18 protein-coding genes and 1 riboswitch are annotated in these 22573 nt (G+C 73.7%); of the genes, 11 read left to right on the top strand and 7 right to left on the bottom strand.

What is annotated here, in order from left to right; all coding sequences use genetic code 11:
* Positions 1-16: 16 nt before the first annotated feature.
* The 3 genes from dnaB to ACNHYB_RS11165 all read left to right on the top strand — a co-directional run bounded on the left by dnaB (position 17) and on the right by ACNHYB_RS11165 (position 3003).
* On the top strand, positions 17-2356 hold the full coding sequence (gene dnaB, locus ACNHYB_RS11175) for a replicative DNA helicase (protein ID WP_418275421.1): 2340 nt from the start codon (positions 17-19) through the stop codon (positions 2354-2356).
* A 381-nt stretch (positions 2357-2737) separates the two neighbouring features.
* Positions 2738-2875 (top strand): hypothetical protein, encoded by a 138-nt coding sequence (locus ACNHYB_RS11170; RefSeq protein ID WP_418275420.1) that lies wholly within the window; start codon positions 2738-2740, stop codon positions 2873-2875.
* 2 nt (positions 2876-2877) lie between these two features.
* Positions 2878-3003 (top strand): hypothetical protein, encoded by a 126-nt coding sequence (locus ACNHYB_RS11165; protein ID WP_418275419.1) that lies wholly within the window; start codon positions 2878-2880, stop codon positions 3001-3003.
* Positions 3004-3045: 42 nt separating this feature from the next.
* Here ACNHYB_RS11165 and ACNHYB_RS11160 read toward each other — a convergent pair whose 3' ends face one another.
* Complete coding sequence (locus tag ACNHYB_RS11160; RefSeq protein WP_418275418.1) at positions 3046-4065, bottom strand: LacI family DNA-binding transcriptional regulator; 1020 nt, start codon at positions 4063-4065, stop codon at positions 3046-3048.
* A gap of 129 nt (positions 4066-4194) precedes the next feature.
* Here ACNHYB_RS11160 and ACNHYB_RS11155 point away from each other — a divergent pair, with 129 nt between their 5' ends.
* Positions 4195-7896, top strand: a complete 3702-nt coding sequence (locus ACNHYB_RS11155) for a glycosyl hydrolase 115 family protein (protein WP_418275417.1) — start codon at positions 4195-4197, stop codon at positions 7894-7896.
* A 4-nt stretch (positions 7897-7900) separates the two neighbouring features.
* Here ACNHYB_RS11155 and ACNHYB_RS11150 read toward each other — a convergent pair whose 3' ends face one another.
* Positions 7901-8803, bottom strand: coding sequence for a M15 family metallopeptidase (locus tag ACNHYB_RS11150; RefSeq protein WP_418275416.1), 903 nt, complete (start codon positions 8801-8803; stop codon positions 7901-7903).
* A 79-nt stretch (positions 8804-8882) separates the two neighbouring features.
* A riboswitch (cyclic di-AMP (ydaO/yuaA leader) is annotated at positions 8883-9035 on the bottom strand.
* A 159-nt stretch (positions 9036-9194) separates the two neighbouring features.
* On the bottom strand, positions 9195-10247 hold the full coding sequence (locus ACNHYB_RS11145) for a S66 family peptidase (RefSeq protein WP_418275415.1): 1053 nt from the start codon (positions 10245-10247) through the stop codon (positions 9195-9197).
* Positions 10248-10389: 142 nt separating this feature from the next.
* On the opposite strand from ACNHYB_RS11145, the gene ACNHYB_RS11140 reads away from it, so the two are divergent.
* A complete protein-coding gene (locus tag ACNHYB_RS11140; RefSeq protein ID WP_418275414.1) occupies positions 10390-11562 on the top strand; it encodes an AI-2E family transporter in 1173 nt (390 codons plus the stop codon).
* A gap of 19 nt (positions 11563-11581) precedes the next feature.
* On the opposite strand, the gene ACNHYB_RS11135 is transcribed toward ACNHYB_RS11140, so the two are convergent.
* Positions 11582-12382: a transglutaminase-like domain-containing protein gene (locus tag ACNHYB_RS11135; protein ID WP_418275413.1), complete on the bottom strand. Its 801-nt coding sequence runs from the start codon at positions 12380-12382 to the stop codon at positions 11582-11584.
* Positions 12383-12430: 48 nt separating this feature from the next.
* Positions 12431-13177, bottom strand: a complete 747-nt coding sequence (locus tag ACNHYB_RS11130; RefSeq protein ID WP_418275412.1) for a sulfite exporter TauE/SafE family protein — start codon at positions 13175-13177, stop codon at positions 12431-12433.
* A 110-nt stretch (positions 13178-13287) separates the two neighbouring features.
* On the opposite strand from ACNHYB_RS11130, the gene ACNHYB_RS11125 reads away from it, so the two are divergent.
* The 3 genes from ACNHYB_RS11125 (at position 13288) to ACNHYB_RS11115 (ending at position 17803) form a co-directional block, all read left to right on the top strand.
* Positions 13288-16029, top strand: a complete 2742-nt coding sequence (locus ACNHYB_RS11125; protein WP_418275411.1) for an AAA family ATPase — start codon at positions 13288-13290, stop codon at positions 16027-16029.
* Between the two features lie 93 nt (positions 16030-16122).
* Positions 16123-16947, top strand: a complete 825-nt coding sequence (locus ACNHYB_RS11120; RefSeq protein ID WP_418275410.1) for an alpha/beta fold hydrolase — start codon at positions 16123-16125, stop codon at positions 16945-16947.
* A gap of 10 nt (positions 16948-16957) precedes the next feature.
* A complete protein-coding gene (locus ACNHYB_RS11115; protein ID WP_418275409.1) occupies positions 16958-17803 on the top strand; it encodes an alpha/beta hydrolase in 846 nt (281 codons plus the stop codon).
* Between the two features lie 153 nt (positions 17804-17956).
* Here ACNHYB_RS11115 and ACNHYB_RS11110 read toward each other — a convergent pair whose 3' ends face one another.
* Together ACNHYB_RS11110 and chrA are read right to left on the bottom strand one after the other, a co-directional pair.
* Positions 17957-19222 (bottom strand): alkaline phosphatase family protein, encoded by a 1266-nt coding sequence (locus tag ACNHYB_RS11110; RefSeq protein WP_418275408.1) that lies wholly within the window; start codon positions 19220-19222, stop codon positions 17957-17959.
* A gap of 41 nt (positions 19223-19263) precedes the next feature.
* Complete coding sequence (gene chrA, locus ACNHYB_RS11105) at positions 19264-20427, bottom strand: chromate efflux transporter (protein ID WP_418278031.1); 1164 nt, start codon at positions 20425-20427, stop codon at positions 19264-19266.
* 179 nt (positions 20428-20606) lie between these two features.
* Here chrA and ACNHYB_RS11100 point away from each other — a divergent pair, with 179 nt between their 5' ends.
* The 3 genes from ACNHYB_RS11100 to ACNHYB_RS11090 are packed head-to-tail and all read left to right on the top strand — an operon-like array spanning position 20607 to position 22548.
* The gene (locus tag ACNHYB_RS11100) at positions 20607-21239 is read left to right on the top strand and encodes an NAD(P)-dependent oxidoreductase (protein ID WP_418275407.1); all 633 of its coding nucleotides are present in this window, start codon (positions 20607-20609) and stop codon (positions 21237-21239) included.
* Positions 21236-21694 (top strand): MarR family winged helix-turn-helix transcriptional regulator, encoded by a 459-nt coding sequence (locus tag ACNHYB_RS11095; RefSeq protein WP_418275406.1) that lies wholly within the window; start codon positions 21236-21238, stop codon positions 21692-21694. Before ACNHYB_RS11100 ends, ACNHYB_RS11095 begins: the two co-directional genes overlap by 4 nt.
* Positions 21691-22548 (top strand): SDR family oxidoreductase, encoded by an 858-nt coding sequence (locus tag ACNHYB_RS11090; RefSeq protein ID WP_418275405.1) that lies wholly within the window; start codon positions 21691-21693, stop codon positions 22546-22548. The genes ACNHYB_RS11095 and ACNHYB_RS11090 overlap by 4 nt, the downstream gene beginning before the upstream one ends.
* Positions 22549-22573: the final 25 nt, after the last annotated feature.

The raw sequence follows: 22573 nt of genomic DNA, 5'->3' as shown, positions 1-22573 counted from the left end.
GGTAGAGGGGGAACACATGTCGATCGACGAGCTCCAGGCGGGCTATTCGCCGTCGTCGGGAGCGGGCTTCGACCGGACCCCGCCGCAGGACGTCGCCGCCGAGATGAGCGTGCTCGGCGGCATGCTGCTGTCCAAGGACGCCATCGCGGACGTCATCGAGGAGATCCGCGGCAACGACTTCTACCGACCCGCGCACGAGCTCGTGTACGAGGCGATCATCGACCTCTACGGCCGCGGGGAGCCGGCGGACGCGATCACCGTCGTCGCCGAGCTGACCCGACGCGGAGAGATCGGGCGCATCGGTGGCGCGTCCTACATCCACGACCTCATGGCCGGGGTGCCCACCGCGGCCAACGCCGGCTACTACGCACGCATCGTGCGCGAACGCTCCGTGCTGCGGCGGCTCGTCGAGGCCGGCACCAAGATCGTCCAGCTCGGGTACGCCACCGACGGCGGCGACGTCGACACCGTCGTCAACAACGCCCAGGCCGAGATCTACGCCGTCACCGAGCGCCGCACCACCGAGGACTACCTCCCGCTGGCCGAGATCATCGGGCCGACCTTCGACGAGATCGAGGCCGCGCAGGGACGCGGCGAGGGCATGACCGGCGTGCCCACCGGCTACTCCGACTTCGACCGACTGACGAACGGCCTGCACGCCGGGCAGATGATCGTCGTCGCCGCCCGGCCGGCCATCGGCAAGGCTCTCGCCCTGGACACGCCGCTGCCCACGCCGTCCGGATGGACGACCATGGGTGACGTGGCCGTCGGGGACTGGCTCGTGTCGGCCGACGGGGCGCCGACGAGGGTGGTCGCGGCGACCGAGGTCATGTCCGGTCGGCCCTGCTACGAGGTCGAGTTCGACGACGGCACGGTGATCGTCGCGGACGCGCAGCACCAGTGGGTCACGTCGAACCGTTCGCAGCGCCGACGCGTGCGCGCCGGGGATGCGCCGGAGACGGCCGTCCGGACGACCGAGGAGCTCGCCGCGTCGTTGCGGTGCGCGACGGCGGACCAGCGGGCGAACCATTCGGTCGCCACGGCAGCGCCACTGGACCTTCCCGAGACCAAGGTCCCGATCCATCCGTACGTCCTCGGGACCTGGCTCGGTGGCGGCAGCTCGCGGCGTGCAGAGTCCACCTCGGCCGACCCCGAGATCGCGATGCGGATCGAGGGTTTGGGCGAGGACGTCGAGCCGTCGGCCGATCGGCTCAGGACGGTCGGGGTGCTGGAGAACGAGCACATCCCGGCCGCCTACCTCCGGGCGAGCGAAGCCCAGCGCCGGGAGCTCTTGGCAGGCCTCCTGGACGCTGACGGCTCCGTCGCTCCGCAGGGAAGCGTGCAGGTGACGTTGACGAGCGAGCGTCTCGCGCGTGAGACCCGCGAACTGATCCACACGCTGGGCCATCGCACCGGCTGGTCGACACGACGCGTCGACGGACGTCACGAGTCGTCGTCGACGGCCTACACGATCACCTTCACGACGAGCGACGACGTGTTCCAGCTCGAACGCAAGCGACTTGTCCACAAGGAGCGCCGCCCGGGCACGGCCAGGCCGACCTCGCGGCTCGTGGTCGACGTGCGACCCGTCGCCTCCGTCCCGGTGCGGTGCGTGGAGGTCGACCACCCGTCGCACCTGTACCTGGCGAGCCGGGCCATGGTGCCGACCCACAACTCTGTGCTGGGTATCAACGTCGCCACCCATGCTGCCGTGCACCACCAGATGGCGTCCGTCATCTTCTCGCTGGAGATGAGCCGCAACGAGATCACCATGCGTCTCCTGGCGGCAGAGGCGAAGGTGCCGCTGACCCGGATGCGGTCGGGAAAGATGGACGACGCCGACTGGCAGAAGCTCGCCGGAACCATGGGCAAGGTCTCCGAGGCGCCGCTGTTCATCGACGACTCGCCGAACATGTCCCTCATGGAGATCCGCGCCAAGTGTCGCCGGCTCAAGCAGCGCCATGATCTCAAGCTCGTCGTCATCGACTACCTCCAGCTGATGTCGTCCGGCAAGCGTGTCGAGTCGCGCCAGCAAGAGGTCTCGGAGTTCTCCCGTGCACTCAAGCTGCTCGCCAAGGAGCTGGAGGTGCCGGTGATCGCCATTTCGCAGCTGAACCGTGGTCCGGAACAGCGCGGCGACAAGAAGCCGCAGATGAGCGACCTTCGTGAATCGGGGTCGATCGAGCAGGATGCGGACGTCGTCATTCTTCTGCACCGCGAAGACGCGTATGAAAAAGAGTCGCCCCGCGCGGGCGAGGCGGACCTGATCGTGGCGAAGCACCGTAATGGCCCGACCGACACGATCACCGTCGCATTCCAGGGCCACTACCAGCGGTTCGCCGACATGCAGATGTAAGCAGGGTGTTGTTGTCGTGTCGACGTGACTTTGCTGATTCTTGCAGGTAGGTTGCTTAAGCCCAGCGACATAGCGCGACCGGCGGCACGCGGGCGCCCATCGGACGGCCGACACGTCCAGTGACAACGTGCGATCGTTCCCGGCATCCCGGGGGGCGTGGCGGGGTCTTACCTCGCGGCCCGGGGCATGGGAGGCTCGAACCCCAGGTCAGACGGCACATGACGCCGTCTGCGCGGCGTCGACGATTTGGTAGGGCATGACAAGCATCGAAGCTCCTCGGCAGACGGCCCCTGCTTCCACTCGACCCCTCGCGGTCGTCCCGCATTCTCGTCAACCGCTCACGACCGAACTCACGGTGGTCTTTCCGGCGGAGCAGTTCACGTGCTCGTCCCGATGTCGGTGACGGATCCTCGCTACTTCCAGGAGGCGGTCGGCCGGCTGCGGGCCATCGGGCACGACGTCCCCTCGAACGGCTCGCGACGCCGCAGTTCGCGCAGCACGTCGACACCGACCACCTGACGGTGGCGCAGGTCGCCGAGCGGATCGCCGAGCTCTGCGAGGTCGAGCTCGCCACCGACGACGCCGGGCCCCTGCGTCGCGCGACGAGGCGCCTGGCCACGACGTGGAACCACGTGCGTCCTCGCTGATGCGGCCCGCCCGCCCGTCGTCCGGCCCGCCCGGCCCGGCCCTCAGAGGTCGTCGAGGAGTCCGGTGGACTCGCGCCAGACGACGTGCGCGACGCTGCCGGGTCGCTCGGGTGGTTCCTCGTCGCGGATGCGTGCGACGAGCTGGTCCAGCGCGCGGCGACCGAGCCGGGCGTAGTCGATCTGGACGGTGGTGAGGCTGGGGGACAGCCAGGCGCCGAGCGGGTTGTTGTCCCACCCGGTGACGACGACGTCGTCGGGCACCCGCCATCCGCGCTCGCGTGCGCCGCGGATCGCGGCTGACGCGAGCAGGTCGTTGGCGGCCACGACGGCCGTGACGCCGGCGTCGGCGGGCAGGTCGAGGACGGCCTGGCGGCTGGTGGCCGGCAGCCAGTCGCCCCCGGCGACCCCGGCGGAGCGGAGCCCGAGCCGCGCGATGGTCTTGCGGTAGGTCTGCTCGCGGGCGCGTGCGGTGGGGTAGGCCCGGTCTCCGGCGAGGTGGAGGAAGGTGCGGTGCCCGGCGTCGGCGAGGCGCTCGATGATCTCGGCGAGGGGGCTCGCGTCGGCGAGGTCTCCGATGGCCCGGAGCTCGTCGTCGTACTCGGCGGCGACCACGACGGGGGCGGAGGTGGTTCCGGGTTCGGGGGCGTGGGCGAGCACCGGCGTCAGGGCGAGCACGCCTTCGAAGAGGCCGGACTCGGCGAGCTCGACGACGCGTGCGGCGAGGGCGGTGGCGGGGCCGTCGAGGGTGACGCCCTCGACCTGGTAGCCGAAGGCCTGTGCGCGTTCGGTGGCTCCATTGAGCAGGTGGAGGGCGCCGAGGGCTTCGCCGGCGGGGAGCAGGACGGCGAGGCGTCCGGTGCGGCGCGTGCGCAGGGCACGGGCGGCGACGTGGGGGCGGTAGCCGAGCTCGTCGATCGCGGCGCCGATGCGCGCGGCGGTGGCGGTGCTGACGCCGGGGCTGCCGGCGCGCAGGTAGCGCGACACGGTCATGTGCGAGACGCCGGCGGCCTGGGCGATGTCGTAGATGGTGGTGCGTCGGGGGGTGGGGGCGGCCGCGGGCATGCTCCGATGATGGCAGCACGGGCGTGGTCTTGACGGTGATGTTATCGATAACTAACCTCGCGGCGGCGGGGTTCCCACCGACCGTCCCGACCTCGGACCGCCACCGACGACGCCAGGGAGGCCCTCGCGATGCCCTACCTCACCGACGACCCGGCGGGCGGCGTCCTGCTCGCCGCACCCGGCACGACGACGTACGTCGCCGTCGCGGCGACGGAGACCCCCGCGCTGCACCGCGCCGTGCGCGACCTCGCGCAGGACCTCGCCTCGGTGTGCGGTGCGGTCACGCAGATCGGGGCCGACGCCGGCCCGGCCCGGATCGTCGTCGGAACGGCCGAGGGCAGCGACCTGGTGCGTGACGCCGTCGGGCGCGGCGTGCTCGACCTGTTGGGCCTGCACGACGACGACGGTCACCTCCACTGGGAGGGATACGTGCTGCAGGAGGCGGAGGGCCGCCTGTGGATCGTCGGTGCCGACGTGCGCGGGGCGATCTTCGGCGTCTACGACCTGTGCGAGCAGGCGGGCGTCTCACCCTGGTCGTGGTGGGCCGACGTCCCGGTCCGCCGGCGCCCGCACGTGACCGTGCGACCGGGCACGAGCGTGGCCGACCACCCGTCGGTGCGGTTCCGCGGCATCTTCCTCAACGACGAGGAGGAGCTCGACGCGTGGGCACGCCGGCACACCCCCGACGACACCATCGGGCCGCACACCTACGAGCGGGTCTGCGAGCTGCTGCTGCGCCTCAAGGGCAACTACCTGTGGCCGGCGATGCACGTCAACGCGTTCAACGCCGACCCCGCCAACGGCCGGCTCGCCCACGACATGGGCGTGGTGATCGGCACCAGCCACTGCGACATGCTGCTGCGCAGCAACCAGCACGAGTGGGCGCCGTGGCTCGCCGAGCGCGGCGGACCGCACCTCGAGTACGACTACTCGATCCCAGGTGCCAACCGGGACGCCCTGCACGACTACTGGCGCGACAGCATCATCCAGAACCGCGACCACGAGGTCACCTGGACCCTCGGCATGCGCGGCATCCACGACTCCGGCTTCCACACCAGCGCCATCGACGAGGACGACACGCTCACCGCGGAGCAGAAGCACCGCGCCCGCGTGGACCTGCTCGGCCGGGTGATCGCCGACCAGCGCGGCCTGCTGGCGGACGAGCTGGGCGCGGAGCGGGCGCGGCGCGCCCCGCAGGTGTTCGTCCCGTACAAGGAGGTGCTGCCCCTGTACGCCGATGGGCTCGACCTGCCGGAGGACATCACGCTGGTGTGGTCCGACGACAGCTACGGCCACGTGCGGCGCTTTCCCGACGAGCAGGAGCTGCGCCGCCCGGGCGGTCACGGGCTGTACTACCACTCGTCGTACTGGTCACCGCCGTCGCGCAGCTATCTGTGGGTCTCCTCCACCCCGCCCGCCCAGATGCGCAACGAGCTGCGCAAGGCGTGGGACCGCGGCATCCGCACCCTGTGGGTCGACAACGTGGGCCCGCTCAAGCCGCTCGAGCAGGACGTCGAGATGTTCCTGCGCCTCGCGTGGGAGGCGGGCAGGGAGACCACCACGGCCGACCCGTCGGCGTACCTCGCCGCGTGGGTCGACCGGACCTTCAGCGGCGGTCACGGCGCCCGCGTCGCCGAGATCCTCCAGGACTTCGCCCAGCTCAACGACGTGCGCAAGGTCGAGCAGCTCGCCTCGCGCGTGTTCTCCCAGACGGCGTACGGCGACGAGGCAGCGCGGCGTCTAGCCCGGCTGCGCCGGTCGTACGACGACGTCAACGACGTCATGGCCGCGCTGCCCCACGAGGAGCGGGACGCGTTCATGCAGCTCGTCGCCCTCAAGGTGCACGCCGCGTACCTGACCAACGCCCAGTTCTGCTTCGCGGACCGCAGCATCCTCGCCCACGAGCAGGGCAAGCTCGCCGCCGCCGACCACTGGCTGGCGGTCTCGCGCCGTTTCGACGCGTTCCGGCGCGCCCTGGTCGCGCACTACAACACGGTGATGGCGGACGGGCGCTGGGAGTCGATCATGACGCCGGACGACTTCCCGCCGCCCGCCACCGCGCAGTACCCGCCCGCCCGTCCCGCGCTCGGAATCGGTCGGCCGGGCCTGGGCGTCGTCACCTGGGACTCCCCGTCCCCGGGCGAGCGCCCGCGCCTGACCTTCAGCGCCCACGGCACCCGCACGAAGTGGATCGAGGTGTTCTCCACCGGCGCCGGCCCCGTCGACTTCACGATCACCGCCGACTCCTGGATCGAGGTCGCCGAGGCGTCCGGCAGCGTGCGGACCGAACGGCGGGTCCGGGTGCACGTGCCGGCCACCGGCGCGACCGCGGGACGTCGCGGGCAGGTCGTGGTGCACTGCGCCACCGACGGTCGCACCGTCGTCGTGGACGTCACCGTCGAGGACGCCTGCCCCCTCGACGGCCACACCCCGTCCGACGGCGTCGCCTCACCCGGGGGTCACGCCAGGTCCGACGGCGTCGCCCCGTCCGACGCTGTCGTCTCGCCCGAGCCCCGGCGCGACCTGCACCTGGAGGCCGACGGCTACGTCTCCGTCCCCGCGACGGCGACGAGCGCCCGGGTCGACGCCGACCACCTGCGCTGGGTCGAGGTGGACCGGCTGGGGCGGGGCGAGGGCGCCCTCGTCGAAGCCCGCCGCACGTCCGAGGCGGGCAGCACGCCGGGGGAGGGCCGGGGCGCGACGTCGGAGTACGACCTGCACCTGCACACCGCCGGCGCGCACCTGCTCGAGCTGCACCGTGTCCCCACCCTCAACGCGACCGGTCGGTTCCGGCTCGCCGTGGCCCTGGACGACGCCCCGCCCGTCGTCCTGGAGTCCGCGATCACGGACGAGTACCGCGGCACGTGGACACGTGCGGTCGTCGAGGGGGTGGAGCGGCTGTCGGTGCGTCTGCCGTGGGCCGAGCCCGGTACGCGCAGGCTGCGCGTGGAGGCGCTCGACGAGGACGTCGCCCTGACGCGGCTGGTGCTCTACACCGCCGAGCCGCGACGCACGGCCCTGGGACCGCCGTCGAGCGCGTCGTCGCGCACGCCTCGTGCGGAGCACCACGATCCCGCGCCCGACACCCACGACCTGGCGGCACCGGAGCGGGTCTGCCGCGAGGTGTACCGGATCGACCCGGACGCGCTGCCGCTGCCCGACGTCGTGCACGTGCCGCGCACGTACTGGGACGGCGACACCCTGTTCGGCGTGAACCCGACGACGCCGCAGCGTCGCCCGGGCGCGGTGCGGCACGCCGTCCGACCGGACGGCACCAAGGACGTGCCGGCGGACATGCCCGCGGGCCGGGTCGAGGCCCGGGACGGGGTTCTCGCGGTCGACGTGGAGCGGGCGCTGCTCGGCACCGGTGACGGCTGGCTCACCCCGAGCGGCGACGAGCCGGGCGTCGGCTGGACCCACACCCAGGCCGAGACGGGCGGCGGGACCGGCCTCGCGCTGCACGTGGACGCCCCCGGTCGGCGCTGGGACGACCCGCTGACAGCGCCGGGCCTGCACGTCGCGGTCCGGGCGGCGACGTCGGGCACGTACCGCGTGTGGGCGCTGGTGAAGTTCGACGGCACCGACGACGACTCGTGCCACCTGGCGCTCGACGGGACGCCGCAACCGCTCAGCGCGCAGTTCAGCGGTGGCGACATGTTCACCTTCGGCACCGCGCAGGCGTGGATCTGGACGGAGCTGACGGACCTGCCGGTGACAGCGGGCGACCACGTCGTGTCGGTCCTCGCCCGCAAGGCCGGCCTGCGGGTCGCTCGCCTCTACCTGACGCTCGGCGAGGAGCTGCCGCCCGTCGACGAGGACTGGCCGTGCTGACGGCTCAGCTGCCCGCCTCCGCCACGGCCGCGGTGAACTCCCAGTGCCACGGCTCGTACTTCGAGCCGCCCGAGCGCGCCCACGGCGGGTTGTCCCAGCCGTAGGTGGGGGCGTTCGCGGCGAGCCAGGCCCACCGGTCCCCGCCGTACGTCGTCGGGCAGAGGTCGACGGCGAGGCCCCAGCCGTGGTTGGACGTGCCGGGAGGTGCGGCGAGGTAGCCCTTGGCGGCCTTGGTCGCGACCTGCTGGCTGTAGCTGCGGTAGCCGTCGGTGACGCACATGGACTCGCCGAACGTCGCCCGGTAGGCCTCGTTCAGGTGGGCCAGCGCCACGGCCGCGTCCGCGCGGATCGAGGGCCCCCCGTCCCACAGGGCGCACATCTCGCTGGCGGCGATGTTGCCGTTGGTGCCGGCACCGGTGGCCTCGCCGTCGCATCCCGGCAGCACCGGCGGTTCGGGCGCGGCCTTGACGTCGACCTTCATCGCCTCGGCGGTGATGGTGGCGTCCACGGGGACCACGGTCTTGCCGGCGGTCGACGGCGCGGTGCGCGCGCCGCTGCGGGACGCGCCCTGACGGCGGTCCAGCGCGGCGGCGGCGGCCTGCGGCTGTGCGACGGGCGCCTGGGGCTCGGCGGCGGTGCCCGCCGCGGGGGTGGGCTCGCCGAGGTCCTCGGCGCTGTGCGTGGCGGGGGCGCCCTGCGCCACGGAGAGGCCGGTGGTGGTCGCCATCGTGACGGCCAGGCCGATCCCGATGCTCAGGGGCCAGCTGCGGGGGACGAACGGGGACGACGACGGCCCGGCGGCCCGGCGTCGTGCCGGCGGTGCGCTGTGGCGCCCCTTGCTCGGGCCCCGGCGGGTGGTGGTCGCGCGGGTCCGGGGCGTCTCCGCCTCGTCCCGCGCGTGCCTCACTGCGATCCTCCGGACGTCGTCCGTACGAGGTCGCCCGGTGGGCAGGACACGGGCCCGTGTCCGAGGGGGTGCGTCATGGTGGATCTCCTGGCGCCTGCGAGGTTAGCTGTCGGGTTCGGGTCGGAGACTGACCCGGCCGGCGGCCTGTGACCGCGCGACTTCACCCCGAGGACACCGTGGTGTCCGAGAATGGTTCCCCCGTCCCTGTCGTGTGCTTCGTCGGCGATCCGCAGCGGTGACAGGGCTCGGCGCCCGCGCGGACCCCTCACGGAGGTGTGAGGTGGCTGGAATCTATCCCATCGAGCAGCCGATGTCACGAACAGGTCACGACCGCCGTTCGAGGTGCCTCTGGTGCGCGGGCGGACGCAGCGGTCGGCGCGGGCACGCCGCGCTACGCGAAGTCCGCCCAGACCCGCCGGTTCGCGCCGTCCACCGTGAGCAGACCGCCGTAGGGCAGGAGCCACTGCGGGCGGGTGTGACCGAACGGCACCCCCACGACGACCACGGCGTCCGGGTTGTAGCGCCGGACCGTCTCGACGACGACGTCACGCTGCTCGGCCCGCCGGGCCGCGCTCTCGGCGGACGTGAGCGCGACGTCGAACGACGTCGTCGGCGGACGGGCGACGACGACGGCGTCGACCGCGGCGAGAAGGCCCCGCTCGCCGAGGGAGCGCACGATCCAGCCGATCTCGCGAGCCGGCACGAGCTCCTCGGAGCTCTCCAGCAGCAGGACGCCGTCCTGCAGCACACCGGGGTCGGCGGGGAAGCGGCCCGCCATGAGGATCCACGGCAGGACGTCGACGCACCCGCCCCAGGTGCGCCCCGTGACGGACCGTTCCGGCCCCGCCCAGGTCCACGGCTCGGTGGCCTCGCGGACCCCCGTGTCGGTGAGGGCGGCCGGGTCGAGCCAGTCCACGCCGAAGTCCTCGGACTCGCCGGGCTCGGTGACCTCCAGGCGCTCGCCGGTGAGCAGCGCCGCACGCAGGGACGCGGCGTGCACCGGGTCGACACCGGGCCCGGCACCCAGGTGGACCTGCGTGGACCCGCCGTAGAACCCCGCCACACCGTGCGTCCACAGCCAGCTCAGCAGGTTCGTGTTGTCGCTCGTGCCGCAGAACGGCTTCGGGTCGGCGCGCACCAGCGCGGGATCCAGGTGGGGGATCACCGTGATCTGGTCCTCCCCGCCGATCGTCGCCACCACGGCACGGACCTCCGGGTCGGCGAACGCGGCGTTGAGGTCGGCGGCACGGTCCTGCGGCGTCGCGCCGAGCCTCCTCGTGGTCGGGTACTCGACCGGTACCAGTCCCGTGACCTCCGCCAGCCGGGTCATCGCCTGCTCGTGCACGGCGGGCGCGAACCCCGGTGCGGCGAACGACGGCGAGACGACGGCGACCTTGTCCCCGGGAGCGGCCTTGCGCGGCGCGACGAGTTCCATGCCCCGCATCGTGCCCCACCCGGCGGCGTCGACGGCAGTGAATTGCCGGACCCGGCCGGCAGGCCCGGAGCCCGGCGTCTGGCGGTACCGGGGCATCGGCACTAGCGTCGGCACGGCCGGCGCTCGCCGGCCCGATTCAGGAGGACAGTCGATGGGTCTCTTCGGCCGCCGTGCACCGCGCCGCCCCGCGGTCGAACCGGACCGCCCCGCGGAGCGAGCCCCCGCCGGACCCCCCGCGCCCGGCGGAGCCTCCAAGCTGTGGTCGGACGGGTTCGGACGCGTCGGGACCCGCTCCCTGCAGACGCTCGCCGTCATCGCCGTCATCGCGGTCCTCGGCTACGTCGGCACCCGCCTGACCCTCGTCGTCATCCCCGTCCTCATCGCCCTCGTGCTCGCCGCAGCCATCTCCCCGCTCGTCTCCGTCATGCGACGGCGCGGGACCCCGTCGATCCTCGCGACGTGGATCGCCCTGCTCACCGTGGTCGCGATCCTCGCCGGCGTCATGTGGCTGGTCGTGCGCGCCGTCATCAGCCAGTGGGACCAGCTCGCCAGCCAGGCACTCGACGGCTTCGACTCCCTGCAGACCTACGTCCAGGACCTGCCGTTCGACATCTCCCAGGAACAGCTCGACTCGGCACGCGACTCCGTGGTCGGCGTCCTGCAGTCGAGCGCCGTCGGGTCCGGCGCCATCGCCGGCGTCTCCCAGACCGCCGACTTCGTCACCGGCTTCTTCATCATGATCGTCGTGCTGTTCTTCTTCCTCAAGGACGGCCCGGCCATGTGGGAGTTCCTCCTGCGTCCCTTCGAGGGCAAGGCCTACGAACGCGGACGCCGGGTCGGCGCCGCCGCCGTCACCACCCTCGGCGGCTACGTGCGCGGCACCGCCATCATCGCCGTCGTGGACGCCGTCGGCATCGGCATCGGCCTGGCGATCATGGGCGTGCCGCTGGCCATCCCGCTGTCCGTGCTGGTCTTCCTGCTCGCGTTCATCCCGCTGGTCGGCGCCACGCTCGCCGGCGCGCTCGCGGCCCTCGTCGCGCTGGTCGCCGTCGGCCCGATCGAGGCGCTGATCGTCGTCGGCATCGTCATCGGCGTGAACCAGCTCGAGGGCAACTTCCTGCAGCCCGTCGTCATGGGCCGCACCCTGCGGCTGCACCCGCTCGTCATCCTGTTCGCCCTCACCGCGGGGACCGTCCTGGTCGGCATCACCGGCGCGGTGCTGGCGGTGCCGATCGCCGCGTCGATCTGGCGGGCGATCCAGGTGTGGGACGGGCCGGACCTGCCGGCGAAGTTCGCGCGGCAGAAGCGCGCCGAGACCGTCTGAGGCCGGGGCGCGACCCGGCTCAGCCGAGCCGGACGAGCCGGTGGACGTCGTCGTCGGGCAGGTCGTCCGCGACCGCCGCGACCTCCAGGTCCGCCAGGGTCGCCGTGCCGTCGTACACGCTGAGGAACGCCGTGTCGGCGGCGTCGCGCCCGGCCGCGATCCGCACCAGCGTGGACCGGGGCGCCAGCGTCGTGGCGTCCACGACGTGCCAGGCACCGTCGACGAACGCCTCCGCCACCGCGTGGAAGTCCATCGGGTCCAGGCCGGGCGCGTACACGGCCGCCAGGCGGGCGGGCACGTCGAGGGCCCGCAGCAGCCCGACCACGAGGTGGGCGTAGTCCCGGCACACGCCGCGCCGGGCGAGCAAGGTCTGCACCGCGCCGTCGGTCGGCTGGCTCGACCCCGGCACGTACTGCAGCCGGGTGCCGACCCACGAGCTCACGGCCGCCAGCAGGTCGGTCCCGGCCAGCCCGGCGAACTCGGCGCCCGCCGTCGGGCCGAGCGAGTCCGACTCGGCGTACCGGCTCGGTCGCAGGAACCGCAGCAGGTCGGCGGTGGTGGGGGAGGGCGTCACGGCGTCTTCGTGCCGGCCGTGCACGCGTGCGGCGTAGTCGACGACCAGCCTGCCCGGGTCCGCGCGCACCACGTGCAGGCGCGTGCCGTCGGAGTCCGTGACCTCCTCGGGGGAGACGGGGACGCCGTCGAGCGTGATCCGCAGCGACTCCTCCGCCCCGTGGCCGGGGACGACGGTGACGGCGAGGGCCAGCGTCGCCGCGGAGGTGACCTCGATGGTCAGGTGGGCGGAGACGTCGCGTCGCATGGGGCCATGATGCGGCATCGCGACCGGGACGAACAGCGGCGGCGCCGGCTACAGCAGGAGCAGGTCGAGTGCCGCGAGGGCCACCATGACGGTGACGAGCCGTTCGAAGAGCTGCTGGTCGACGTGCCCGACGACCCGGCGACCGACCCACGCGCCGACCAGCACGAGGGGAGCGAGCACCGCCCACAGCCCGACCGTGTCGAGACCGACGATCCCCACGCCCACGGCGACCGGGAGCTTGATGACGTTGACGGTGAAGAAGAACCACGCCGTCGTGCCGAGGAACCGCCACTTCTCGTACCGGGAGGCCAGCAGGTAGAGGCTCATCGGGGGCCCGCCCGCGTTGGCGACCATCGTGGTGAACCCGGCCAGGCCCCCGTAGCCGAGGGTGGCGAGGCGCGTGTCCGTGCGCAGGTGGTCGCGCCAGAGGTTGAGCACGAGCAGCGCCAGCAGGATCGCTCCGACGGTGCGGCGCATGACGTCGTCGCTCACGAAGGTCAGGAACAGCGCGCCGAGCGCGACGCCGCACAGCACGGGGGCCAGGAGGCGCCCGATGGCCCGGAAGTCGGCGTGCCGACGATAGGCCCGGATGGCGACCAGGTCGCCCGTGAGCAGCAGCAGGAGCACCGCACCCGTGGAGTCCTTGGCGGGAACCACGAGCGCCATCAGCGCGGCGGCGATCATGCCCAGCCCGCCGAGGGCCGTCTTGGAGAAGCCGACGACCAGCGCGACCACCACGACGACGGCCCAGCCCGTCCAGGGGAGGCCGTCGATCAACGGGGCGGGCACGAGCACCGGGAAATCCTAGGCGCCCGGACCGCCGTCCGGTCCGCACGACCGTCGAGACCGACGCCGACGCACGTCAGGACGCGCACACGGTGCGGTCCGGCCCTATTGTCGGTGTCGTGCACGGCACGGGCGGCCTGCTGGGCCGTGACGAGGAGCGGCGACGCATCGCCGCGGTGCTCGGCGCCGCCCGCAACCACCAGGGCAGCGCGCTGCTCGTCGTCGGCGAACCCGGCATCGGCAAGTCCTCCCTGCTCGCGGACGCCGTGGCAGATGCCGCCTCCCACGTCGTCCGCGTCGACGGGTACGAGTCCGAGTCGTCGATGCCGTACGCCGCCGTCCAGCGCATGGTCGGCCTGCTGGACGACCACCTGCCTGCCATCCCCGCCCGCCAGCGACAGACTCTCCGCGTGGCGTCGGGGGTCGCCGACGGGCCGCCACCGGACAAGTTCCTCGTCGGGCTGGGCGTGCTCAGCCTCTTCGCCGCGGCCGGCACCCGACGGCCGGTCCTGTGCGCCGTCGACGACGCGCACCTCCTCGACCCCGAGAGCCTCGACGTCCTGGCCTTCGTCGCGCGCCGCCTGCGCGCCGAGAGCGTCGCCCTCGTCGTGGTCGGCCGTGCCGACAGCGGCCTGGAGGAGCGGCTGGCAGGAATGCCCGTGCTGGTCGTCACCGGCCTCGCCCCCGAGCCCGCCGCGGCCGTCCTCAACCGCTCCGCGAGCGGCCCGTTCACCCCCACCGCGACCGCCGCCATCGTGCGCGCCACCGCGGGCAACCCCCTGGCACTCACCGACCTCGCCGCGGACCCCCTGCTCCGCGAGCTGGTCGACCTCGGGCTCGGACCCGACCCGGTGCCGATCGGCAGCCACCTGGAGGCGCACTACCTGCGCCGCGTGATGCACACCCCGGCACCGGTCCAGCGCTGGCTCCTGCTCGCCGCCGCCGACTCCTCCGGTGACGTCCGGCTCCTCGCGGAGGCCGCACCCCGGTTCGACGTCGTGACCGACGACGGCGACGAGGCCGAGTCAGCAGGACTGGTGACCCTGCGACCCGGGGTGCGGTTCCGCCACCCCCTCGTCCGTTCCGCCGTCTACGGCTCCGCACCCGCCGCGCACCGGCGGCTCGCGCACCGGGCGCTCGCCACGGCCGCCGCGACGCTCGGCATGGTCGAGGCCGAGGCGTGGCACGCCTCGCGCGCGGTCACCGGCGTCGACCCCGACGTCGCCGACCGGCTCGACCGGGCAGCGGCGCTCGCGGCCCGCCGCGGCGGGTCGACGTCGCGCGCGAGCATCCTGGCTCGCGCCGCCGAGCTGACCCCGCCCGGCCCGGTGCGGGCAGACCGGCAGGTCGCGGCAGCGGAGGCGAGCCTGGAGGCGGGTGCGGCCGACGTCGCGCAGCGGCTCCTGGAGGCCGTGGACGACGCCGACCTGGACCCCGTCGCCCGGGGCCGGTCCATCAGCGTCCGCAGCGCTGCCGCGATGTTTCTCGCAGACCCGGACGGTGTCCGGTCGGCCACCGCCGAGCACCTGCGTGCCGCGGACGAGTTCCGCGGGCGCGACCCCGGACGCGAGCAGCAGGAGCTCCTGGCCGCGTTCGAGATGTGCCTGACGGCGGAACGGCTGGTGGCGGGGACGACGCTGGAGCTGGTCGGCCGTCGGCTCGCCCAAGGTGCCGGTGACGCCGACGGGCCCACCGCGGTGGTGCTGCGCGGCATCGCGGCCCTCGTCCTGGAGCCGTACGCCCACGCCGTCGGGCCGGCACGGGCGGCCTTCGACGTCGTCGTCACGTTGCCCGACGAACGCATCCGGCGCCGCGGGTCGCTCATCGCGTCCCTCGGGGCGTACCTGTGGGACGAGGCCGGACGCGGCCGTGGGCTGGACCAGGCGCGCCGCGCGGCGCGCCGCCTCGGCGACCTCCAGCAGCTCGACACCCTGCTGTGGGTCAGCGCCCTCGGCGAGCTGAGCGGTGGCACGGTGGTGCAGGCACGGAAGTTCGACGCCGGGGTGCGCGAGGTCCGGCGCGCGATGGGCTACGACGGCGAGAACGTGGTCAACGCCGCCGTCCTGGCCTGGACCGGCGCCCCCGGCGAGCTCGTCGAGGCGGTATCGGCCGGAGCGCACGCGACGGGCTTCGGCGGCGTCTCCTCGTCGGCCGCCTGCGCGCTCGCGGTGCGGGAGCTGGCCGGTCGCGACCACGAGGCCGCGCGGGTGCGCCTGCACCGCTACGTCGTGGACGAGCCGTTCCTCCAGACGAGCCCGCTGTTCCTCGCCGACCACGCGGAGGCCGCGGCACGCAGCGGGCACCTCGACGAGGCGGCCCGGTCGGCCGCGGCCCTCGCCGCGCTCGCCGAGGCCAACGGGTCGCCGTGGTGCCGCGGCGTCGCCGAGCGCGCGCTGGCCCTGACGCACGGCGATGCCGAGGCGCACCACCGGGCGTCGATCGAGGCGCTGACCGGCACGGAGGCCGTCGTCGAGCTCGGCCGGTCCCACCTCGTGTACGGGGAGTGGCTGCGCCGGGCGCGCCGTCGTCGGGAGGCCGCGACCCAGCTGCAGCGCGCACTGACGACGTTCGAGCGCTCCGGCGCGGACGTCTTCGTGCCGCGGACGACGGCGGAGCTCGTCGCCGCAGGCGGCGCCGGGGTCTCGATGCCCGCGGACGACGGTCTCGGCCTGACGGCGCAGGAACGGACCATCGCGCGGCTTGCGGCGGCGGGACGCACCAACGCCGAGATCGCCACGAGGCTGTTCATCAGCCCCAACACGGTCGACTACCACCTGCGCAAGGTCTTCCAGCGGCTCGGCGTGACCTCCCGGCGCCAGCTCGCGGACCGCCTGGGCGCGCCTGGCCAGCCCCGGACGTAGCGGGCGGCGGACTACGAGGACCACGTGGTCCGGTGAGGGACGTGGTCGGCGAGGCTCGGGAGGTCAGCAGTCCCGAGCGCTCTGGGGGTCGCCATGCCGTTCATCACCACCGACGACGGTGCCGAGATCTTCTACACCGACTGGGGAGGCGGCGGCTCGCCCGTGCTGCTCAGCCACGGCTGGCCGCTGAACTCCGACGCCTGGGCCGCCGCGGCGCTGTACCTGGCCGAGCACGGGCACCGCGCGATCACCCACGACCGACGCGGCCACGGGCGATCGAGCCGCACGTGGGACGGCAACGAGATGGACACCTACGCCGACGACCTGGCGTGCCTGATCGAGACGCTCGACCTGCGCGACCTGACGCTCGTCGGGCACTCGACCGGAGGCGGGGAGATCGTGCGGTACGCCGGCCGGCACGGCACCGACAGGGTGGCGCGCGTCGTCCTGGTCTCGGCCGTGCCGCCGCTCATGCTGCGCACCGACGACAACCCCGACGGGTTGCCGATCGAGGTGTTCGACCAGATCCGGGCGGGGGAGAAGGCCGACCGGTCCCAGCTCTACCGGGACCTCGCGGACGGGCCGTTCTTCGGCCACAACCGCTCCGGCGACGTCGACCAGGGGTTCCGGGACGCGTTCTGGCTGCAGTCGATGGCGTGCGGGCACCGGGCCGCCTACGAGTGCATCGCCGCGTTCTCCGCCACGGACTTCCGGCCCGACCTCGCAGCGATCGACGTCCCCGCCCTGGTGATCCACGGCGACGACGACCAGATCGTCCCGTTCTCCGTGGGTGGGGAACGCTCCGTGGAGCTGATCGACGACGCCCGCCTGCTGACCTACGAGGGCAGCGGGCACGCCCTGCCCGACACCGACCGCGTGCGCCTGCACGCCGACCTGCTCGCCTTCATCGACGCCTGAGGAGACCGCCATGAGCACCGCACCGAACACCGGACCGAACACCCCCGACACCGTCGTCCTCGTCCACGGCCTGTGGATGACGCCGCGGAGCTGGGAGGGCTGGGTCGCGCACTACGAGGCCAAGGGCCTGCACGTCGTCACCCCCGCCTACCCGGGCTTCGAGGTGGAGGTCGAGGCGCTGCGGGAGAACCCGCAGATCATCGCCGACCTCACCGTGAAGGACACCGTGGAGCACCTGGCGGCCGTCATCGAGAGCCTGGACCGACCGCCGATCATCATGGGTCACTCGTTCGGTGGTGCCCTGACGCAGATCCTGCTGGCGCGCGGGCTGGGCGCCGCCGGCGTGGTGATCGACTCCGCCCCGACCGAGGGGGTGCGCGTGAACCCGCTGTCGCAGGCGCGGTCGCTGTTCCCGGCGCTGAAGAATCCGGCGAACCGTCATCGCGCGGTCGCGTTCACCCCTGAGGAGTTCCACTACGCGTTCACGAACACGCTGTCCGCCGAGGAGTCCCTGGCAGTGTGGGAGCGGTACGCGATCGGCGCGCCCGGGTACTGGGTGTGGGAGTACGGCCTGTTCGCGAACTTCAAGCCCGGCCACCAGGACACGTGGGTGGACTACGCCACCGAGCGGGCCCCGTTGCTGTTCATCGCCGGCGAGCTCGACCACATCATGCCGCCGTCGGTGAACCGCTCCAACGCGAAGCACTGGGAGAGGTCGCCGTCACTCACGGAGTTCGTCGAGTTCCCCGGCCGGGACCACTGGACGTGCGCGGCGCCGGGCTGGGAGCAGGTCGCCGACCACGCGCTCACCTGGGCGCTGGAGCACGCGTCGAGCCCGGAGCCGGCCTCGGCCTGACCCGGGGGCTGGCGCCGGGCCCTCCGCGGCAGGGCTGCGACGTGGCTGTTTGCCACTCTCTTCGCCGGGGGCGCGGGGCTGGTCATGCTCGTGACGCGGGCCAGGGATGCTGGGGCTGACGCACCCGGCGCGGGCGTCGGCATCTGCAGGGTTTCAATCGTCCAGGTCCAGGTCCAGGTCCAGGTCCAGGTCCAGGTCCAGGTCCAGCGCCTCGGCCAGCACGCGCCCCTGGACGCCCGACGGCGGCGTGATGCCGAGCAGCGCGGCGATCGTCGGGGCGACGTCGACGTGCCGCGGGGACGACGGCGGCACGCCCGGGCGCACGCCCGCTCCGGCGAGCAGGAACGCGACGTCGAGCTCCGCGGTGGTGCCGTGCCGTCCCCGGGGGCGGCGCGGCACGAACCAGGGACCTGACCTGCCGGGCGTCCAGCCCGGCTGCGGCTCGACGACCAGCTCGCCCAGGCGCGGGCTCATGCGGCGATCGGCCTGTTCGGCCCGGCCCCAGACGGCCCGGACCTGGGGGAGTGCGGCGACGGCGTCGTGGATGCGGGGGAGGGCTGCCGGGTCGGTGCGCGCGGTGCCGAGCAGGTGCAGGCTCGCCACGCCGCCGACGACGATCGCGACGTCGGTGCGCCGGTGGGGTGTGCGGCCGGGCCGCAGGATCTCGGCCCGGTACCCGGCGCGGGCGAGGCGTCGTCGCAGCGGGCCGGCGAACCCGCGGTCGAACGCCGTCATCCCGTGGTCGCCGAGCAGCAGGAACGCGGTGCGGTCCGCGACGCCCACCTCCTCGGTGGTGGCGACGAGGCGTCCGAGCTGCGTGTCGATCTCCTGCAGGGCGGCCGGGATCCGCGGGTGGTCGGGGCCGCCCGCGTGCCCGAGGGCGTCGAGCACGTCGCTGTACACGGCGAGGAACCGGGGCGGTGCGGGTACGGTCACGGTGCGCCCGCCGCTGCGCACCGGCTCGCCGCGCAGGATCGCGACGGCGTCGTCGAAGCGCCGTGTACAACTGCCGCCCGGCTGGGTGTACAGGGCGTCGGGGTCGCCGAACCGGGTGCCGTGGTCCTGCACGATCGGCCACTGGACGGATGCCACCGTCCCGCCCGCGTCCCGTACGGACTCGGCGATCGTGGGGACGGCGAGGGCTCGCTGCTGGCCCTGCGCGGACCCGGCCGCCGGGTCGTGGAAGTACGCGGTGTTCAGGTGGGTGTCCGGCCACGCGCCCGTCGCGACCGACGACCACGACGGGTTGGTGACGCTCGGCAGCACCCCGGTGCCCGTCGTGAGGCTGCCCCGCGCCGCCAGGGCGTCCAGGTGGGGCAGGGGCAGGTCGGCGTGCGCGGCGAGGTATCCCGCGCCGAACCCGTCCAGCGCGACGAGCACCACGTGGTCGGCGGGCGGGGTGCGCGGTCCGGTGTCCATGCCCTCATGCTCGCCGAGGTGCGTGCCCGCGCCAGTCGGGATCAGAGGACCCCGAGCAGCACCCCACCGGCCGCCCCGACCAGCACGACTCCCCACGGCGGGGTGCGCCATGCCGTCAGCAGCACGAAGCACAGCAGCGCGAGACCGAAGGTCGCGCCGTCCGTCACCGCGGTGACGAACACGGGATCGTAGAGCGCCGCGGCCAGCACGCCGACGACGGCGGCGTTCGCGCCCCGCAGCCCGGACTGCGCCGCGGGCCGGGTCCGCACCGCGGCCCAGAACGGCAGCACCCCGACGAGCACGAGGAATCCCGGCAGGAAGACCGCCACCAGCGCCACCAGCGCACCGAGCAGACCGGCCGCGCCCGGCAGGGCGAGGGCGCCGAGGTAGGCGGCGAAGGCGAACAGCGGCCCGGGCAGCGCCTGCGCCGCGCCGTACCCGGCGAGGAACTGCTCCGCGCTCACCCATCCGCCGCCCACGGCCTCCGCCTGCAGCAGCGGCAGCACCACGTGCCCGCCACCGAACACCAGGGCGCCTGCCCGGTACACGCCGTCGGCGACGTCCAGCAGGCGGCTGCCGGTGAGCCCGGCGGCCAGGGGCAGCGCGACGAGCAGCCCGGTGAACAGCGCGAGCGCGAGCGCGCCGGTGCGCCGCGAGACCGTGATCCCCAGGGAGGGCGGCGGGGACGCGTCGTCGGACCGGCACCACAGCAGTCCGGCGAGGGCGCCGAGCACGATGGCGGACACCTGCGCCACGGGGCCGGGGACCAGCAGGACCAGCAGCGCGGCCGCGACGGCGATCGAGGCCCGCCGGGCGTCCGGCGTCAGCGTGCGCGCCATGCCCTGCACCGCGTGGGCGACCACCGCGACGGCCACCACCTTCAGGCCCGTGACGACGCCCGCACCCACCGTCGTCTGGACGGCTGCCGCGCCGTAGGCGAACGCGACCATGAGCAGCGCCGACGGCAGCGTGAACGCCACCCAGGCGGCCAGCGCCCCGCGCGAGCCCGCCCGGCCGAGACCCAGCGCGAACCCCACCTGGCTCGACGCCGGGCCGGGGAGGAACTGGCCGAGCGCGACCAGCTCGCCGTACGTGCGCTCGTCGACCCACCGCCGTCGGGCCACCAGGTCGTCGCGGAAGAACCCGAGGTGGGCCACGGGGCCGCCGAACGACGTCACCCCGAGGCGCAGGAACGCGCGGAACACCTCGCCCGGCGTGCCCGGGCCGGACGTCCCGGGACCGTCGGGCCGGCCGGGGGCGTGCGGCGGGGAGGGGACGTCGGGCGGGGGCGCGGCGCTCACACCGTGCATCGTGCCATCCCGCCGCCGCCGGGGCCGACAGGGAGGAGCGACGTCAGATGGTTTAGCTGCTAAAGTAGATGACCATGACGACGATCGCACTCCTCGGCGGCACCGGCAAGACCGGCCGTCGCGTCCTCGACCGCGCCCTCGCCCAGGGCCACCACGTGCAGGCGCTGGTCCGCGACCCCGCCAAGGTGACGTCGTCGTCGGACCACCTCACGGTGATCCGCGGCGACGTGCTCGACCCCGCGCCCGTCGCCGCCACCGTCGCCGGCGCCGACGTCGTCCTCAGCCTTTTCGGTCAGGGCAAGGGATCACCGCGCACCCTGCAGACCGACGGCACCCGCCACGTCGTCCAGGCCATGCAGGCCGCCGGCGTGCAGCGCGTCGTCACCCTGTCCGGCGGCGGCCTGCACGACGACGGCGACCGCCCCGGGCCGGCCGACAAGATCATCCGGTTCCTGCTCAAGACGCTGTCCGGACACGTCCTCGCCGACGCCGAAGGACACCTCGCGGTGCTCCGCGACTCCGGGCTCGACTGGACCGTGGTGCGCGGCCCCCGCCTGACCGAAGCACCCGGCACCGGGACCTACCGGGTCGGGCAGGTCGGCGTCGGGACGGGGACGCAGATCAGCCGCGACGACCTCGCGGACTTCGTCCTCACCCAGGTCGACGACCGCACGTTCATCCACCGGATGCCGTTCGTCAGCGCATGACCGGCACCGGCAGGCCACAGCTCGTCGCCGCCGTGCTCGAGTCCGTCGTGGGGCTGAGCCGCGAGCTCGCCTCGGCGCGCCGCTCACCCTTCGGCGACCAGCAGCTCAGCAGCTCCCAGCTCGACGCGCTGTTCCTGCTCGCCCACGCGCCGACGCCGCTCACCCCGGGTGCGCTCGCGGACCGGCTGGGCGTGACCCGCGGCGCCGTCACCCAGCTCGTCGACGGCCTGCGCTCGCTCGGGCTGGTCGACCAGGTGCCCCACCCCACCGACGCGCGATCCCGCCTCCTGGTCCTCACCCCGGACGCACGGGAGAAGGTCGCGGACTTCGAGTCCGCGACGGTGCGGCGCCTCGAGCCGCGCTTCGCAGCCCTCAGCACCGACGACCTCGACCAGCTCGCGCGCCTCCTGGGGCGCGCCACCGGCGACCCCACCCGACCCGAGGAGACACGATGAGCGCAGTCCTGGTCACCGGAGCCACCGGAACCGTCGGTTCCGCCGTCGTGCAGCACCTGCTCGAACGCGACCAGGACGTCGTGGCAGGCGTGCGGGCCGACGCCGACGCCGCGCGACTGCCCGACGGCGCCCGGCCGCGCCGGTTCGAGTTCGGCGCCCCGACCCACGAGCTGGAGGCGGCGTTCGACGGCGTCGACCGGCTCTTCCTGATGCGGCCGCCCCCCGTCGAGGACGTCGCCACCTACCTGTTCCCGGTGATCGACGCCGCCCGACGCCGCGGCGTGCACCAGATCGTCTTCCTGTCGCTGCAGGGGGTGCAGGCCAACCGCAGGGCCCCGCACCACGCCGTCGAGGCGTACCTGCGGCAGACCGGGGCACCGTTCACCTCGCTGCGGCCCAACTTCTTCATGCAGAACCTGTCAGGCACGTACGTCGACCAGATCCGGGACCACGACGAGATCTTCGTCCCCGCCGGGCGCTCGCACACGGCGTTCATCGATGCGCGGGACATCGGCCGCGTCGCCGCGACGGTCATGATCGAGCCCGGGCACGTCGGCGAGGCGTACACCCTGTCGGGGGAGCAGTCGCTCACCTACCGGCAGGTCGCGCAGACCCTGTCCGACGTGCTCGGGCGGACCATCACCTACCGGCGGCCCAGCGAGCAGGAGTACCTCGCGCGCCTCGTCGCCGAGGGATACCCCGCCGACTACGTCGCCGTGCAGAAGATGCTCTACCGGATCGTGCGCTACAACGTCTCGGCGCTGCCGAACCGCGCCGTGCGGCGACTCACCGGGCGTCCGGCGACGACGTTCCGGGAGTTCGCCGTCGACCACCGCGCCGTCTGGGAACGCTGACGCGGCCCCGGGGTGCGCGTGGGCG

The sequence above is a fragment of the Isoptericola jiangsuensis genome, assembly GCF_048320105.1.
Taxonomy (GTDB): domain Bacteria; phylum Actinomycetota; class Actinomycetes; order Actinomycetales; family Cellulomonadaceae; genus Isoptericola; species Isoptericola jiangsuensis_A.
The sequence above is the reverse complement of the archived record's forward strand: the minus strand, read 5'-3'. Positions and strand labels throughout refer to the sequence as shown.

Excerpts from the sequence above, each read along its gene's own strand:
- ACNHYB_RS11140 (WP_418275414.1), top strand. The coding sequence starts at position 10,390 with ATGGGTCTCTTCGGCCGCCGTGCACCGCGCCGCCCCGCGGTCGAACCG.
- ACNHYB_RS11110 (WP_418275408.1), bottom strand. The coding sequence starts at position 19,222 with ATGGACACCGGACCGCGCACCCCGCCCGCCGACCACGTGGTGCTCGTC.
- ACNHYB_RS11135 (WP_418275413.1), bottom strand. The coding sequence starts at position 12,382 with ATGCGACGCGACGTCTCCGCCCACCTGACCATCGAGGTCACCTCCGCG.
- ACNHYB_RS11095 (WP_418275406.1), top strand. The coding sequence starts at position 21,236 with ATGACCGGCACCGGCAGGCCACAGCTCGTCGCCGCCGTGCTCGAGTCC.
- ACNHYB_RS11090 (WP_418275405.1), top strand. The coding sequence starts at position 21,691 with ATGAGCGCAGTCCTGGTCACCGGAGCCACCGGAACCGTCGGTTCCGCC.
- dnaB (WP_418275421.1), top strand. The coding sequence starts at position 17 with ATGTCGATCGACGAGCTCCAGGCGGGCTATTCGCCGTCGTCGGGAGCG.
- ACNHYB_RS11145 (WP_418275415.1), bottom strand. The coding sequence starts at position 10,247 with ATGCGGGGCATGGAACTCGTCGCGCCGCGCAAGGCCGCTCCCGGGGAC.
- ACNHYB_RS11160 (WP_418275418.1), bottom strand. The coding sequence starts at position 4,065 with ATGCCCGCGGCCGCCCCCACCCCCCGACGCACCACCATCTACGACATC.
- ACNHYB_RS11155 (WP_418275417.1), top strand. The coding sequence starts at position 4,195 with ATGCCCTACCTCACCGACGACCCGGCGGGCGGCGTCCTGCTCGCCGCA.
- ACNHYB_RS11100 (WP_418275407.1), top strand. The coding sequence starts at position 20,607 with ATGACGACGATCGCACTCCTCGGCGGCACCGGCAAGACCGGCCGTCGC.
- ACNHYB_RS11115 (WP_418275409.1), top strand. The coding sequence starts at position 16,958 with ATGAGCACCGCACCGAACACCGGACCGAACACCCCCGACACCGTCGTC.
- ACNHYB_RS11120 (WP_418275410.1), top strand. The coding sequence starts at position 16,123 with ATGCCGTTCATCACCACCGACGACGGTGCCGAGATCTTCTACACCGAC.